This window comes from Pseudomonas sp. WS 5410, assembly GCF_012985645.1.
Lineage (GTDB): Bacteria > Pseudomonadota > Gammaproteobacteria > Pseudomonadales > Pseudomonadaceae > Aquipseudomonas > Aquipseudomonas shahriarae.
Window position 1 is genome coordinate 221,762 of sequence record NZ_JAAQWS010000005.1, and the last position, 14,753, is coordinate 236,514.

A 14,753-nucleotide genomic window follows, 5' to 3' on the forward strand; every position below is an offset into this window, starting at 1 on the left:
TCCTTAGTCAGAGTCATTGCGGGCTTTGCGCGGGCGCAGCGTCAGGCGCGGCAGGCTCAACGGTGGTCGGCGCGGGTGCCGGGCTGGAGCGGTAATCGGCGCGGCGCTTGAGTTGGTACTCGCGCACCGCCGCGTTATGGGCGTCCAGGCTATCGGAAAAAATATGGCTGCCATCGCCCCGGGCCACGAAATACAGGCTGCTGCCCGGTACCGGATTCAACGCGGCATGAATCGCCTCGCGGCCAACCATGGCAATCGGCGTCGGCGGCAGGCCGCTGATCATGTAGGTGTTATAGGGTGTGGCTTCTTTCAGGTGCGCGCGCGTCAACTTGCCGTTGTAGCGCTCGCCCATGCCGTAGATCACCGTGGGATCGGTTTGCAGCAGCATGCCAATCTTCAGGCGCCGCACAAACACCCCGGCAATCTGCCCACGCTCTTCAGGCACGCCGGTTTCCTTCTCGACCAGAGACGCCATGATCAGCGCCTGGTAGGGGTCGGTATAGGGCGCATCCGGGGCACGTCGCTGCCATTCCTGGGCCAGTACGTCGTCCAGGCGGTTATAGGCTTTCTTCAGGAATTCGACATCGGTCATGCCGCGCACGAAACGGTAGGTATCGGGGAAGAACCGCCCTTCGGGGAACACGTCGGGATGGCCGATTTTTTCCATCACCTCAGTGTCACTCAAGCCCGACAGGGTCTGCTCGATCTTTTCATGCTTGGCCAAGGCACTGCGTACCTGGCGGAAGTTCCAGCCCTCCACCAGGGTCAGGCTGTACTGCACCACTTCGCCACGCTGCCACAGGCCAATCAGGCCCTGGGCCGTCAGGCCTGGCGTCATGCGGTATTCGCCACTGTGCAGCGGTTGGCCGTCAAGGTTGAAGCGCCAGTAGAGACGCAGCCAAAAGGCATCCTCCAGCACACCGTCACTTTCCAGACGATTGAAAGTACCCGTAGGGGTCGCGCCAGCAGCTACATCCAGCAATTGCTCCTGGGGCAGATTCAGCGGTTGCTTCAAGGCCGAGTTCAGCTTCCAGGCGGAAAAACCCAATAGCAAACCCGCCAGGACCAGACCGATCTCCAGCAGCAATACAATTTTACGTCTCAAATCAAACACCCAATAGCGCGCGAACAATGCCTTGCAGTTTACGGGTGAGCGGCCCGGCCGACCAGCTCATTGGCCCACATCCAAGCACCGGCCAAATGCCATATACGCTATTGCAGACAAACACTTCGTCAGCCCGCTGCAGCTGCGCAAGACTGATATCGGTCACGGTCGTGACGACCCCCAACGCCTCGGCACGGGCCAACAGCTCGGCCCGCATGACGCCAGCCACACCACAGCGGCTCAGGTCGGCAGTCAGCAACTGGCCGTTATCCACCAGGAACAGGTTGCTGAACACGCCTTCGATGACGCGCCCGGACATATCCAGCATCAATCCTTCCGCGTGATCGGCATCCTGCCACTCGGCGCGAGCCAGCACCTGTTCAAGGCGATTGAGGTGTTTGAGGCCGGCGAGCAAGGGTTGCTCGGACAAACGCGTGGCGCATGGGAACAGGCGTACACCTGATGAACCGTGGGCCGGGGGATAGGTAGCCGGCGGGCTGCCTTGCAGGATACGGCGCACGGGTGCGCCTGCGTTGATGCCATACCCCCGCAGGCTATCGCCCCGGGTCAGGATCAACTTGAGCACGCCGTCACCGAGGGCCGCCGCATAGGCCAGTAACTCGTCGCGGATCAGTGCCTGATCCGCAACGAGCGCCAGGCGCCTGCAACCCTCGTCGAGGCGTTGCAGGTGGCGGTCGAGCAGCACGAGCTGCCCGGCCTTGACCGCGAGGGTTTCAAACAAACCATCGCCGTAGGCCAGGCCGCGATCTTTGAGCGGCACTGCGTCCGCTGGCTGACCGTCGACCCAGCTGCGCATTACTCGGCGAACCGGCGGAACACCAGGGAACCGTTGGTACCGCCAAAGCCGAACGAGTTGGACAGCACCACGTCGATCGGCATTTTCTGCGCCTCGTGAGGTACGAAGTTCAGGTCGCAGCCTTCATCCGGCTCATCCAGGTTGATGGTCGGCGGTGCGACCTGGTCCTTGATCGCCAGCACGCTGAAGATCGCCTCAACCGCACCTGCCGCACCCAGCAGGTGACCGGTCATGGACTTGGTGGAACTGACCGCCAGCTTGTAGGCGTGCTCGCCGAACACCGACTTGATGGCCTGCGCTTCCGCCAGATCGCCAGTGGGTGTCGAGGTGCCGTGGGCATTGATGTACTGCACTTGATCGCCATTGATCTTCGCATCGCGCAACGCATTGCTGATGCAGCGCGCAGCACCTGCGCCGTCGGCGGGTGGCGACGTCATGTGATACGCGTCACCACTCATGCCAAAACCGATCAACTCGGCATAGATCGTTGCGCCGCGCGCTTTGGCGTGCTCCAGCTCTTCGAGGACCAGGGCACCGGCACCGTCGGACAGTACAAAGCCATCACGGCCCTTGTCCCACGGACGACTGGCGCGGGTTGGCTCGTCATTGCGCGTCGACAGCGCACGGGACGCGCCGAAGCCGCCCATGCCCAGGCCACAGGCGGCCATTTCGGCGCCACCGGCAATCATCACGTCCGCCTCGTCATAGGCGATATTGCGCGCCGCCATGCCGATGCAGTGAGTGCCCGTGGTGCACGCCGTGGAAATGGCGTAGTTAGGCCCCTGGGCACCCAGATGGATGGACAGGAAACCGGAAATCATATTGATGATCGAGCCCGGAACGAAGAACGGTGAAATTCGACGAGGGCCGGATTCGTGCAGCGTGCGGCTGGTTTCTTCGATATTGGTCAAACCACCAATACCCGAACCCATGGCCACGCCGATGCGCTCACGGTTGGCATCGGTGACTTCCAGGCCAGCATTACGCACTGCCTGAAAACCGGCTGCCAGGCCGTATTGAATGAACAGGTCGAGTTTGCGGGATTCCTTGATCGAGAGATATTCCTCGACATTGAAGCCCTTTACCGAGCCGCCAAAACGGGTGGAATAGGCAGAAAGGTCCGTATGCTCAATCAGACCAATACCACTGTGGCCAGCCAGAATGCCCTGCCAACTGCTCGGCACATCCGTGCCCAGTGGCGACAACATACCCATACCGGTGACTACGACGCGTCTACGCGACACAGCACTCTCCTTTTTCTTGATGACGACACTTTGCATCAAACCTAAAGAAAAAACCGCACGCCGTTATAGCAGTGCGGTTTTTCCCAACAGCAAGCGACGACTACAAATTACTTGTCGTTGTGAGCAGTAACGTAGTCGATAGCAGCTTGAACAGTAGTGATTTTTTCAGCTTCTTCGTCCGGGATTTCGGTCTCGAATTCCTCTTCCAGAGCCATCACCAGCTCAACGGTGTCAAGGGAGTCGGCACCCAGGTCTTCAACGAAGGAAGAAGTGTTTTTCACTTCATCTTCTTTAACGCCCAGTTGCTCGGCAACGATTTTCTTGACGCGCTCTTCGATGGTGCTCATACCTTGTTTTCACTCCTAATGGACAAATTCAGGCAGCTGGCCAGTGGGTAAGTGTATAGAAAGGCTTTTCAGCTTTTCAACTGAAAGCTTCACCCTCGTACCCTACCGACCACCTGTCTATAAATAGATTGCAGCTTTATAACGGATTTTAGACAGCTCGTATGACATTTTTTTGAAGCGATCCGTCACAATTTAACTCATGTACATCCCGCCGTTCACCGGGATTGTAGCCCCAGTCACGTATGCCGCACCGTCAGATGCCAGGAAAGAGACCACATTGGCGATCTCTTGAGCCTGGCCCAGACGACCCAGCGGAATTTGCGTCAGCAACGCTTCACGCTGCGCTTCTGGCAGTTCGCGGGTCATATCGGTGTCGATGAACCCTGGAGCCACCGAGTTGACCGTAATCGACCGCGAGCCGACTTCACGCGCCAGGGCACGGCTGAAACCTTCCAGGCCGGCCTTGGCAGAGGCGTAGTTTACTTGGCCTGCGTTGCCCATGGCACCCACTACGGAGCCAATATTGATAATTCGCCCCCAACGCGCCTTGGTCATGCCGCGCAAAACACCCTTGGACAGGCGAAACAGACTGTTCAGGTTGGTATCGACCACGTCGTACCACTCGTCGTCTTTCATGCGCATCATCAGGTTGTCACGGGTGATACCGGCGTTGTTCACCAGAATAGCCGGCGTACCGAATTGTGCGGTGATCTCGGCAAGCACGGCAGCCACGGACTCATCGCTGGTCACGTTGAGTTCCAGGCCGGTGCCCTGCACGCCGTTTTCCTTGAGGGTCGCGGCGATACGCTCGGCGCCCGAGGCGGAGGTGGCAGTACCAATCACTACCGCGCCCTGACGGCCCAGTTCCAGGGCAATCGCCTGGCCAATGCCACGGCTTGCGCCGGTAACCAGTGCAACTTTACCTTGCAGACTCATGCAGGCTTCTCCTTAGTTCAGGCCAGTGCGGCGCGGGCGGCTGCGAAGCCATCCGGGGTATTGAGATTGGAAGTCGACACGCCTTCGGCGCAGCGCTTGTTGAGACCGGCCAGGACTTTGCCCGGGCCACACTCAACCAGTTGGATCGCGCCCTTGGCAGCCAGGGTCTGCACGGATTCAACCCAGCGCACCGGCTTGTACAGTTGCTCCAGCAGGTCGCGCTTGAGGGTTTCCAGGTCCGGTGCCACGTCGGCGCTGACGTTTTGCACCAGCGGGATCTGCGGTGCCTGCCAGTTGATGGCGGCGACGGACTCGGCAAAACGCTCGGCCGCCGGGCGCATCAGTTCGCAGTGGGACGGTACGCTGACCGGCAGCGGCAAGGCACGCTTGGCCCCACGGGCCTTGCAGCCTTCGATGGCACGCTCAACTGCAGCCTTGGCACCGGCGATCACCACCTGGCCAGGGGAGTTGAAGTTGACCGCGCTGACCACTTCGCCCTGGGCCGCTTCGGCACAGACTTCGATCACCACCGCGTCGTCCAGGCCCAGGATCGCGGCCATGCCGCCCTGCCCGGCCGGAACCGCCTCTTGCATCAGTTGGCCACGGCGCTCTACCAGCTTGACCGCTTCAGCGAGGGTCAGGCTGCCTGCCGCAACCAGGGCGCTGTACTCGCCCAGGCTGTGACCGGCAACAAAAGCCGGGCGTGCGCCGCCTTCGGCCAGCCAAACGCGCCACAGCGCGATGGACGCCGTCAGGATGGCCGGCTGGGTTTTATCGGTTTGATTGAGCAGTTCTTCCGGACCGTCCTGGGTCAATGCCCAGAGGTCGTAGCCCAAGGCCGCGGAAGCTTCCTTGAATGTTTCCAGGATCAGCGGGTATTGCGCGCCCAGCTCGGCCAACATGCCGAGGGACTGCGAACCCTGCCCTGGAAAGACGAATGCGAGGGATGTAGACATGTAACAAGCCCCTAATGATCTGGTCGTCGGTGAATTGACGCCCCACAGCTGGGAGCGCAAGAAACTGACAGATTGGATGGTCAATTGAACTGGCCGGTCACATTTAAGCATTCCCGGCCCGATTCGCCTAAGGCAACAGATCCTCAAGACGGCCATGCAAGCGTTGCGGCAGGTTCTCCTGGATCTCGATCAGCGCGCGCGCAATAGCACTCTGAAAGCCCTGGACACCTGCAGAACCGTGGCTTTTTACCACAATACCCTGCAGACCGAGGAAGCTTGCGCCGTTATGCCGCGCCGGGGCCAGGTCCGCCTGCAAGCGCCGCATCAACGGCAACGCCAGGGCACCCACCAGCCGCGAAGCCAGATTGCGCTTGAACAACGCCTCGATCCGCGCAGCAATCATCGTAGCCAGGCCTTCGCTGGACTTAAGCAGGATATTTCCGACAAACCCGTCACAAACCACCACATCGGCCTCGCCACGATATAACCCATCGCCTTCGACAAACCCGATGTAATTCAAGCCCCGCGCCTGCTGCAACAGGCTAGCGGCCAACTTGACCTGCTGGTTGCCCTTGATATCCTCGGTGCCGATGTTCAGCAAGGCCACCCGTGGCCGCACCACACCCAGCGCCTCGGCCGCGACCGAGCCCATCAGGGCAAAGTGCAGCAGGTGCTCGGCGCTGCAATCGACATTTGCCCCCAGGTCCAGCAACTGGCAATAGCCACCCTGCGTCGGAATCGCCGCGACCATCGCCGGCCGATCAATACCCGGCAGGGTTTTCAGCACATGCCGCGACAGCGCCATCAAGGCCCCGGTATTGCCAGCGCTGACACAGGCCTGGACCTTGCCATCGCGCAGCAACTCAAGCGCCACGCGCATTGACGAATCAGGTTTGCCACGCAGGGCCTGGGCCGGCTTTTCATCCATGCCGATGGTTTCGCTGGCCGGCATTATTGTCAGGCGCGCGCGATCCACAGCCGGATGACTGGCAATCAGTTCTTCAAGAAGGGAAGGTTGACCGACGAGGGTCAGGTGCAGCGAGGGCGTAGCAGACAGGCTGGCAATGCATGCCTGGACAATGCTGCGGGGACCGAAGTCCCCGCCCATTGCGTCAATCGCGATGACTTGAGCAGACAAGTGATTACTCGTCAGCGCCCTTGTCGATCACTTTACGGCCACGGTATACGCCTTCTGGCGATACGTGGTGACGCAGGTGAACTTCACCAGTGGTTTTTTCTACAGACAGAGTGCTTGCCGTCAGGGCATCGTGCGAACGACGCATGTCACGGGCAGAGCGGGATTTTTTGTTCTGCTGAACAGCCATAATTGATTAACTCCTAAACGTTTGGGTCACGCTTTAACTGCGCCAATACACTGAACGGGTTGGACCGCGTTACCTCGTCCTCGCTCGGTTCGGACTCGTCATCGAGCCCCGCCGGCTGCTGGCATTCTTCCGGATGATGAGCAGGCACAATGGGCAAGGCGAGCAAAAGCTCCTCCTCGATCAGTGCATGCAGATCCAAAGGATCTTCGCCCAGTTCCAGCACGTCATAACCTTTCGGCAACGACTGGGTATTCGCACCCTCTTTCACCACAGCATAACTGCATTCGCTGTGGATCGGCAGGGTGACCAGCTCAAGACAACGCTGGCAAACCATTTTGACCTCGGTGTCGATAAAACTGTGGATTACCACAGATTTACGTTCATCTCGCTCAAAAACGAATTTAGCCTGCACCGTACCGACAGTGTCGGAAAGCGGGTCGCAGAGTCTCTCCAAATCGGCCAGCAACACTTCACCTTGGAGGGTGGTGCCACGATCAGCCAATTTGCGCGGGTCAACGTGAGGTGGAATCGGGTCATTCAACATAGGCGCAGCATTATAGGGATGCACCCGCCCATGTCAAAGGAAATTCAGCCCTGTGCGCCAGACTGTCCGCTCGCTAGAATCCGCGACTGCCTTGAGGAGAGCCACATGTTGCCTTTATTACTCGCTTCCAGCTCGGTTTATCGCCGAGAACTGTTGAACCGCCTGCATCTGCCGTTCATCTGCAGCTCTCCGGATATCGACGAAAGCCATCGCATAAATGAGTCCGCGATCGACCTGGTCAAGCGCCTGGCCGAAGAGAAAGCCCGCGCCCTGGCCGGTAGTCATCCAGGGCACCTGATCATCGGCTCGGACCAGGTGGCGACCCTGGACGGCCAGATCATCGGCAAGCCCCACACCTTTGAAAAGGCCCGCGAGCAATTGCTGGCAGCCAGCGGCAGACAGGTCAGCTTCCTGACCGGCCTGGCCCTGCTCAATAGCGACACCGGGCACTGCCAGGTGGACTGCATCCCCTTCACCGTCACAATGCGCCAACTGGCGCCGGCACAGATCGAGCGCTACCTGCGGATTGAGCAGCCCTACAATTGCGCTGGCAGCTTCAAGGCCGAGGGACTGGGGGTGAGCCTGTTTCAGAGCACCGCAGGGCCGGACGCCACCAGCCTCATCGGCCTACCGCTGATCCGCCTGGTGGATATGTTGCTGGCCGAAGGCGTGCAAATCCCCTGAGAACCCCACAAAAACCAATGTGGGAGCCGGGCTTGCCCGCGATGACGGCCTGTCAGCAACCCATTGGCTGGCTGACCCACCGCAATCGCGGGCAAGCCCGCTCCCACATTTTGAGCTATGCCAATCGCGAGATCAGCGCAAGGCCGGCCCCTGGAAGCCCATGTACAGCGCCAGTTTCTCCGCCACACTGGCCCCCAGCTTCTTGGAGAAACGGTCGAACGGCGATTCCTGGACGGTAAAGTCCACCAACTCCTTCTCGCCAATCACATCCCGCGCCACTGAACTGGCACTGCCCAGACCATCAATCAAGCCCAGCGGCAATGCCTGCTCACCCGACCAGATCAGGCCCGAGAACAACTCCGGATGTTCTTTATCCTTGAGCCGCTCACCGCGCCCCTGCTTGACGCTGGCAATGAACTGGCGATGAGTGGTGTCGAGCACGCTCTGCCAGAACTGGGTTTCGTCAGCCTTTTGCGGCTGGAACGGGTCAAGGAACGACTTGTGCTCCCCGGAGGTGTAGGTACGACGCTCAACCCCCAGCTTCTCCATTGCCCCGACAAAACCGTAGCCGGCCGCCGTCACGCCAATCGAACCCACCAGACTGGCCTTGTCGGCGTAGATCTGGTCGGCGGCGCTGGCGATGTAATAGGCACCCGAGGCGCCCAGGTCAGAGATTACCGCGTACAGCTTGGTCTCTGGATGCAAGGCACGCAGCCGGCGAATCTCGTCATAGACGTAACCCGACTGCACCGGACTGCCGCCAGGGCTATTGATGCGCAACACCACGCCCTTGACCTTGGGATCCTCGAAGGCCGTGCGCAAACTGCTGACGATATTGTCGGCACTGGCCGACTCCTTGTCGGCAATCACCCCGCTCACCTCGATCAACGCGGTATAACTACCACTGCGGGCGGCGCTTTTTTCCATATCGACCAAAGGACTGAACAACACCAGCATGCCAATCAGGTAGGTGAAGGTCAGGAGTTTGAAGAAGATCCCCCAGCGCCGGGCGCGGCGCTGTTCCTGGACGCCCGCCAGCAGGGTCTTTTCCAACAACTTCCAGCTTTTATCATCCCCATTGTCAGCACCGGACTTGGTCGGTGCCTTCCACTCATCGGTCATGCCATCTACCCCAGCAAAAACTTAATGGGCCTGGTTGAGCCAGGCGTGCAATTGCGAAAACCGATCAATCGTCAGTCGCGGCTCGTAAGCCTGTAAGGCTTCAGGGGACTGGGCGCCGTAGCTGACGGCAACACTGTCCATGCCGGCATTGCGCGCCATCAACAGATCGAACGAAGCATCGCCGACCATCAACGACTCACGGGCAGACACGCCGCAATGAGCCATGATCTGCTCCAGCATCAATGGATGGGGCTTGCTCGCGGTTTCATCGGCAGCGCGGGTGACGTCGAAATAGTCTTCCCAACCATTGGCCTTGAGCACCCGATCCAGGCCACGCCGGGCTTTGCCGGTGGCCACGGCCAGGTGATAGCCCTGCTCACGCAATGCCGCCAACGACTGCACCACCCCCTCAAACAAAGGCGAAGGCTCGGACTCAAGGGCAATGTAGTGATCGGCGTAATGCTCGCGAAACGCCACCAGCTCACTGTCAGCGATCTGCGGGTACAAGGTGCGAATGGCTTCGGGCAACCCCAGGCCAATAATGCCCTTGACCGCCAGATCACTGCACAGCTCGAAGCCGGAACGGGTCGAGGCCACGTGCATGGACTCGACAATCCGACCAATGGAATCGCACAGGGTGCCATCCCAGTCAAAAATCAGCAGCTTGTAGTCAGGGCGCGACACTCAGGCGCTCCACGGTCTTGGCCCACATCTCATCCACAGGGGCCTGCAATTTCAATTCGCCACCATCGGGCAACGGCACCGTCAGCATGTAGGCATGCAGGAACAGGCGTTTGCCGCCAAGGTCACGAATCTCCTTGGAGAAACCCTCGTCGCCGTACTTGGTATCGCCCGCAATACAGTGACCCGCATGCAGGGTATGCACACGAATCTGGTGGGTACGCCCGGTCACCGGCTTGGCCTCGACCATGGTTGCGAAGTCACCGAAGCGCCGCAGCACCTTGAACAGGGTCAGCGCCTCCTTGCCCTCCTCGTCTACCTCGACCATGCGCTCGCCGGAGCGCAGGTTGCTCTTCTGCAACGGTGCCCGCACGCTCTTGATCGAGGACGCCCAGTTGCCACGTACCAGGGCCATATAGCGCTTGTCCACACCATCGCCGCGCAGGGCGGTATGCAGGTGACGCAACATGCTGCGCTTCTTGGCAATCATCAACAGGCCGGAGGTGTCGCGGTCCAGGCGATGGACCAGTTCCAGCTCCTTGGCATCCGGACGCAACTGACGAAAGGCTTCGATCACCCCGAAATTCAGGCCGCTACCGCCGTGCACCGCAATGCCGCACGGCTTGTTGATCACGATCAGCTTGTTGTCTTCGAAGACAATCGACGCTTCAAGGCGCTGCAACAGGCCCTGGGCCAGCGGCACAGGCTCGTCACGCTCAGGCACGCGAACCGGCGGCACCCGGACGATATCGCCCGCCTGCAGCTTGTACTCAGGCTTGATCCGGCCCTTGTTCACCCGCACTTCGCCTTTACGCAAAATGCGATAAATCAAGGTCTTGGGCACGCCCTTGAGCCTGGTCAGAAGAAAATTGTCGATGCGTTGGCCGGCATATTCCGGCGAGACCTCAAGCAGCTGGACGCTGGGGGTCGGGGGGGTGGTAGTCGTCATGTCGGGAATGATAACAATTTTTTATGGAATTGAAGCACTTAATCATTGCTGCTATAGTCGCGAACGCCGCCAAAAGCGGCCTGGACAGAGGACTCGCGGCAAACTGCCGCCCCTGACCATCGCAATTCATCAGGACGCGAGGCCGTCCTACGGGGCTCTTGCCACACTGGAAGGCTCAAGATTGTAACAAGCGCAGGTGACATGAGGCCTGAAGCGAGTGCAAGAAACAGAGTGATTACTCGTCTCTTGCGCCGATATTTACGGCCAGTTCACAAAGTGCAGTCAGTCTTGTACCAGACCACGGCGAATGCTTCGGAAACAACGCCTGTTATTAGCCATGAGCGTGAACTCCCCATTGGAGAACACGGTAAATGCCAACCCGCTGCGGATTCTGCGCGCGGCAGCACCCGAATTATCAGGGATACGTGTAGGGTGGAGATGCACAACCGTCGGACTGTGTAGCACTAGGCTTATATTTAGACGCTTCATCTCGTCCACAGTCGCCGGTTGATTCCTCCTCCTGACTGAGTGCTTATTAAGTCACCACAGCAAGCAGGACGCGTAAGTCGCGATACCAGCCCAATTGGCCGGTATTGCTGGACACTGGAGTGGCCAACCACTCTTGACGCACCTGACACCGACCGTGAGAAGTCGTGTGTGCCGAACGCCGTTTCCGGCAGCCCGGAAACCGACGGTACAACATGAAAAGAATGCTGATTAACGCAACTCAACCCGAAGAGTTGCGTGTTGCACTGGTAGATGGCCAACGCCTCTACGACCTGGACATCGAGTCCGGTGCACGCGAGCAGAAGAAGGCCAACATCTATAAAGGCCGGATTACTCGCATCGAGCCAAGCCTTGAGGCTGCCTTTGTCGATTTTGGCTCTGAGCGCCATGGCTTCCTGCCCCTCAAAGAAATCTCCCGCGAATACTTCAAGAAAGCCCCTGAAGGCCGCGTGAACATCAAGGACGTCCTGAGCGAAGGCCAGGAAGTCATCGTCCAGGTCGAAAAAGAAGAACGTGGCAACAAGGGCGCCGCCCTGACCACCTTCATCAGCCTGGCTGGCCGTTACCTGGTCCTGATGCCGAACAACCCGCGTGCCGGCGGCATCTCCCGTCGCATCGAAGGCGAAGAGCGCAACGAACTGCGTGAAGCGCTGAACGGCTTGATCGCTCCGGCCGACATGGGCCTGATCGTGCGCACTGCCGGCCTTGGCCGCAGCAGCGAAGAAATGCAGTGGGACCTCGATTACCTGCTGCAACTGTGGACCGCTATTAAAGAAGCATCCCTGGACCGCTCCGCGCCATTCCTGATCTATCAGGAAAGCAACGTGATCATCCGCGCCATCCGCGACTACCTGCGCCAGGACATCGGCGAAGTGCTGATCGACAGCGTTGAAGCACAGGACGAAGCCCTGACCTTCATCCGCCAGGTGATGCCGCAGTACGCCAGCAAGATCAAGCTGTACGAAGACAGCGTACCGCTGTTCAACCGCTTCCAGATCGAAAGCCAGATCGAAACCGCCTTCCAGCGCGTGGTCGAACTGCCGTCCGGCGGCTCCATCGTGATCGATCCGACCGAAGCCCTGGTGTCCATCGACATCAACTCGGCGCGTGCCACCAAAGGCAGCGACATCGAAGAAACCGCGTTGCAGACCAACCTGGAAGCAGCCGAAGAAATCGCGCGCCAACTGCGCCTGCGTGATATCGGCGGCCTGATCGTGATCGACTTCATCGACATGACCCCGGCCAAGAACCAGCGCGCCGTGGAAGAAAAAGTCCGCGAATGCCTGGAAGCCGACCGCGCCCGCGTACAGGTTGGCCGTATCTCGCGCTTCGGCCTGCTGGAAATGTCCCGTCAGCGCCTGCGTCCATCCCTGGGCGAAAGCAGCGGCATCGTCTGCCCGCGTTGCAACGGCACCGGCATCATCCGTGACGTTGAATCGCTGTCCCTGGCGATCCTGCGCCTGATCGAAGAAGAAGCCCTGAAAGACCGCACCGCCGAAGTCCGCGCACAAGTGCCGATCCCGGTTGCAGCTTTCCTGCTCAACGAAAAACGCAACTCGATCACCAAGATCGAACTGCGCACCCGTGCCCGTATCGTGATCCTGCCGAACGATCACCTCGAGACGCCGCACTTCGAAGTCCAGCGCCTGCGTGATGACAGCCCGGAAGCCCACAGCGGCCAGTCCAGCTACGAAATCGCCGCTGCCGCTGCCGAAGTCGAAGAAGTCCAGCCAGCCGCCGCAACCCGCACCCTGGTGCGCCAGGAAGCCGCGGTCAAGACCGCACCGGCCCGTGCCAACGCACCGGTACCGACTGAAGTCGCCGCCCCGGTGGCCGCGCCTGCCGTCCTGCCGGAGCCAAGCCTGTTCAAGGGCCTGGTGAAGTCGCTGGTCAGCCTGTTCGCCACCAAGGAAGAGCCTGTTGCTCCAGCCGTGGTCGAGAAGCCAGCCGCTGAACGCCCTGCCCGCAACGAAGAGCGTCGCAACGGTCGCCAGCAGAGCCGTAACCGCAACGGTCGCCGTGACGAAGAGCGCAAGCCTCGCGAAGAACGTGCACCGCGTGAAGAACGCGCCCCCCGTGAAGAGCGCCAGCCGCGCGAAGCCCGTGAAGAAACCCCGGCCGTAGCCCGTGAAGAACGTGCTCCGCGCGAAGAGCGTGCACCACGTGAAGAACGCGCACCGCGTGCCCCTCGCGCCCCGCGTGAAGATCGCAAGCCACGTGGCGAGCGTGAAGAGCGTGTACGTGAACTGCGTGAACCTTTGGACGCTGCCCCAGCTGTTGCCGCCGTAGCAACTGATGTCGCGACCGAAGAACGCCCGGCCCGCCAGCCCCGTGAAGAACGCGCTCCACGCCCACCGCGTGAAGAGCGTCAACCACGCGCCGAGCAGGCTGCCGCAGCCAGCGAAGAAGAACTGCTGAACAACGACGAACAGCCACAGGAAGATGGCCAGGACAACGCCGAAGGCGATCGTCCACGCCGCCGCTCCCGTGGCCAGCGTCGCCGCAGCAACCGCCGTGAGCGTCAGCGTGACGCCAACGGCAATGTGATCGAAGGCTCGGAAGAGACCGGCGAAGCCGCTGAAGAAAGCGCCAACAACGAACCGACCAGCACCGAACTGGCTGCTGGCCTGGCCGTTACCGCTGCAGTTGCCAGCTCGGTCATCAGTGCACCTGCCGAAGCCGAAGCCAACCAGCAGGCCGAACGTGCCACCGCTGCCGTGCAGGAAACTGCCGCAGTTGAAGCACCGGTTGTCGAAGCCACCACCGTGGTCGAAGCACCTGCCGCTGTAGAAGTGGAAGTTGCACCGGTCCGCGAAGCCCAGCCTGAAGCCGAAGTAGTGGCTGCACCTGCAATCGTGGTTGAGCCCCAGCCTGTGGTCGAAGCTGTTGTCGACGCGCCAGCCGCTGAAGCAACCCCAGAAGTGCGTGAAGTTCGCGAAGAACAGACCGCCTTCCAGTGGACTGCCGAGCCGGCCGTCGTCGCCGAAGCACCTGCCCCGGCACCGGTAGAAGAAGCTCCAGCACCGGTTGCTGAAGTGGTTATCGCCGAACCAGCGGTGGTTGCAGAACCGGTTGTGGTTGCCGAGCCTGCTCCGGTGGTTGTGGAAACCCCAGTGGTTGCCGAAGTGGTCGCCCCAGTGGTTGAAGCCCCTGTCAGCGCCCTGACCGAAAACGGCCGTGCGCCTAACGACCCGCGTGAAGTGCGTCGTCGCAAGCGTGAAGCCGAGCGTCTGCAGAAAGAAGCCGAAGCAGCAGCGGCGGCGGCCCCGGCCGTCGTCGAAGCGGTTGCGCCAGCACCGGCCATCGAAGCAGAAGTTGAGCACACTGCCCCAACCATCGACGAGAACCTGCGTTCCGTTGAAGAAGTGGTAGAGCACAACCCAAAAGCCCTGGAAGAAGAGCACGAGCCTAAACCCCTCGCCTGATTCCAACGGCAATTAAAAAGCCCCGCCTGAGCAATCAGGCGGGGCTTTTTTATGCGACATGTGGGAGCTGGCTTGCCTGCGATGGTCGTTAACGATGACGGATAAATACCT

14 protein-coding genes are annotated in these 14,753 nt (G+C 60.3%); 2 read left to right on the forward strand and 12 right to left on the reverse strand.

All coding sequences use genetic code 11. The features are described 5' to 3' along the window. Positions 1-13: 13 nt before the first annotated feature. The 9 genes from mltG to HBO24_RS10230 form a co-directional block, all read right to left on the reverse strand. Entirely contained in the window at positions 14-1,105 is a 1,092-nt protein-coding gene (gene mltG / locus HBO24_RS10190; protein ID WP_057960418.1) for an endolytic transglycosylase MltG, read from the reverse strand. A 1-nt stretch (position 1,106) separates the two neighbouring features. Then, complete coding sequence (pabC, locus tag HBO24_RS10195; RefSeq protein WP_170059648.1) at positions 1,107-1,922, reverse strand: aminodeoxychorismate lyase; 816 nt, start codon at positions 1,920-1,922, stop codon at positions 1,107-1,109. Next, on the reverse strand, positions 1,922-3,166 hold the full coding sequence (fabF, locus tag HBO24_RS10200; RefSeq protein ID WP_057960393.1) for a beta-ketoacyl-ACP synthase II: 1,245 nt from the start codon (positions 3,164-3,166) through the stop codon (positions 1,922-1,924). The genes pabC and fabF overlap by 1 nt, the downstream gene beginning before the upstream one ends. A 107-nt stretch (positions 3,167-3,273) precedes the next feature. Next, complete coding sequence (acpP, locus tag HBO24_RS10205) at positions 3,274-3,513, reverse strand: acyl carrier protein (protein WP_057439601.1); 240 nt, start codon at positions 3,511-3,513, stop codon at positions 3,274-3,276. A 192-nt stretch (positions 3,514-3,705) separates the two neighbouring features. Continuing rightward, positions 3,706-4,449, reverse strand: a complete 744-nt coding sequence (gene fabG, locus HBO24_RS10210; RefSeq protein WP_057439602.1) for a 3-oxoacyl-ACP reductase FabG — start codon at positions 4,447-4,449, stop codon at positions 3,706-3,708. 17 nt (positions 4,450-4,466) lie between these two features. Next, complete coding sequence (fabD, locus tag HBO24_RS10215; protein WP_170059649.1) at positions 4,467-5,405, reverse strand: ACP S-malonyltransferase; 939 nt, start codon at positions 5,403-5,405, stop codon at positions 4,467-4,469. A 127-nt stretch (positions 5,406-5,532) separates the two neighbouring features. After that, positions 5,533-6,543, reverse strand: a complete 1,011-nt coding sequence (gene plsX / locus HBO24_RS10220) for a phosphate acyltransferase PlsX (protein ID WP_081044296.1) — start codon at positions 6,541-6,543, stop codon at positions 5,533-5,535. A gap of 4 nt (positions 6,544-6,547) precedes the next feature. Beyond that, entirely contained in the window at positions 6,548-6,730 is a 183-nt protein-coding gene (rpmF, locus tag HBO24_RS10225) for a 50S ribosomal protein L32 (protein ID WP_004371305.1), read from the reverse strand. A gap of 13 nt (positions 6,731-6,743) precedes the next feature. Then, a complete protein-coding gene (locus HBO24_RS10230; RefSeq protein WP_057960396.1) occupies positions 6,744-7,274 on the reverse strand; it encodes a YceD family protein in 531 nt (176 codons plus the stop codon). A 105-nt stretch (positions 7,275-7,379) separates the two neighbouring features. Between HBO24_RS10230 and HBO24_RS10235 the strand changes: the two genes are divergently transcribed. After that, positions 7,380-7,958 (forward strand): nucleoside triphosphate pyrophosphatase, encoded by a 579-nt coding sequence (locus tag HBO24_RS10235; protein WP_170059650.1) that lies wholly within the window; start codon positions 7,380-7,382, stop codon positions 7,956-7,958. Positions 7,959-8,090: 132 nt separating this feature from the next. Here the strand turns inward: HBO24_RS10235 and sppA are convergent, their stop codons facing one another. The 3 genes from sppA to rluC are packed head-to-tail and all read right to left on the reverse strand — an operon-like array spanning position 8,091 to position 10,710. Then, positions 8,091-9,080: a signal peptide peptidase SppA gene (gene sppA / locus HBO24_RS10240; protein ID WP_057439606.1), complete on the reverse strand. Its 990-nt coding sequence runs from the start codon at positions 9,078-9,080 to the stop codon at positions 8,091-8,093. 21 nt (positions 9,081-9,101) lie between these two features. After that, complete coding sequence (locus tag HBO24_RS10245; protein ID WP_057439607.1) at positions 9,102-9,764, reverse strand: HAD-IIIA family hydrolase; 663 nt, start codon at positions 9,762-9,764, stop codon at positions 9,102-9,104. Beyond that, positions 9,751-10,710 carry a 23S rRNA pseudouridine(955/2504/2580) synthase RluC gene (gene rluC, locus HBO24_RS10250; RefSeq protein ID WP_170059651.1) on the reverse strand — a complete coding sequence of 320 codons (960 nt, stop codon included), beginning with the start codon at positions 10,708-10,710 and terminating at the stop codon, positions 9,751-9,753. Before rluC ends, HBO24_RS10245 begins: the two co-directional genes overlap by 14 nt. 701 nt (positions 10,711-11,411) lie before the next feature. Between rluC and rne the strand changes: the two genes are divergently transcribed. Beyond that, positions 11,412-14,642 (forward strand): ribonuclease E, encoded by a 3,231-nt coding sequence (gene rne / locus HBO24_RS10255; RefSeq protein WP_170059652.1) that lies wholly within the window; start codon positions 11,412-11,414, stop codon positions 14,640-14,642. The last annotated feature ends 111 nt before the right edge of the window (positions 14,643-14,753 follow it).

What these genes read in the sequence shown, in the direction of transcription:
- acpP (WP_057439601.1), bottom strand. Translation starts at nt 3,513, where the DNA reads ATGAGCACCATCGAAGAGCGCGTCAAGAAAATCGTTGCCGAGCAACTG.
- rluC (WP_170059651.1), bottom strand. Translation starts at nt 10,710, where the DNA reads ATGACGACTACCACCCCCCCGACCCCCAGCGTCCAGCTGCTTGAGGTC.
- fabG (WP_057439602.1), bottom strand. Translation starts at nt 4,449, where the DNA reads ATGAGTCTGCAAGGTAAAGTTGCACTGGTTACCGGCGCAAGCCGTGGC.
- HBO24_RS10235 (WP_170059650.1), top strand. Translation starts at nt 7,380, where the DNA reads ATGTTGCCTTTATTACTCGCTTCCAGCTCGGTTTATCGCCGAGAACTG.
- fabD (WP_170059649.1), bottom strand. Translation starts at nt 5,405, where the DNA reads ATGTCTACATCCCTCGCATTCGTCTTTCCAGGGCAGGGTTCGCAGTCC.
- pabC (WP_170059648.1), bottom strand. Translation starts at nt 1,922, where the DNA reads ATGCGCAGCTGGGTCGACGGTCAGCCAGCGGACGCAGTGCCGCTCAAA.
- HBO24_RS10230 (WP_057960396.1), bottom strand. Translation starts at nt 7,274, where the DNA reads ATGTTGAATGACCCGATTCCACCTCACGTTGACCCGCGCAAATTGGCT.
- rpmF (WP_004371305.1), bottom strand. Translation starts at nt 6,730, where the DNA reads ATGGCTGTTCAGCAGAACAAAAAATCCCGCTCTGCCCGTGACATGCGT.
- rne (WP_170059652.1), top strand. Translation starts at nt 11,412, where the DNA reads ATGAAAAGAATGCTGATTAACGCAACTCAACCCGAAGAGTTGCGTGTT.
- sppA (WP_057439606.1), bottom strand. Translation starts at nt 9,080, where the DNA reads ATGACCGATGAGTGGAAGGCACCGACCAAGTCCGGTGCTGACAATGGG.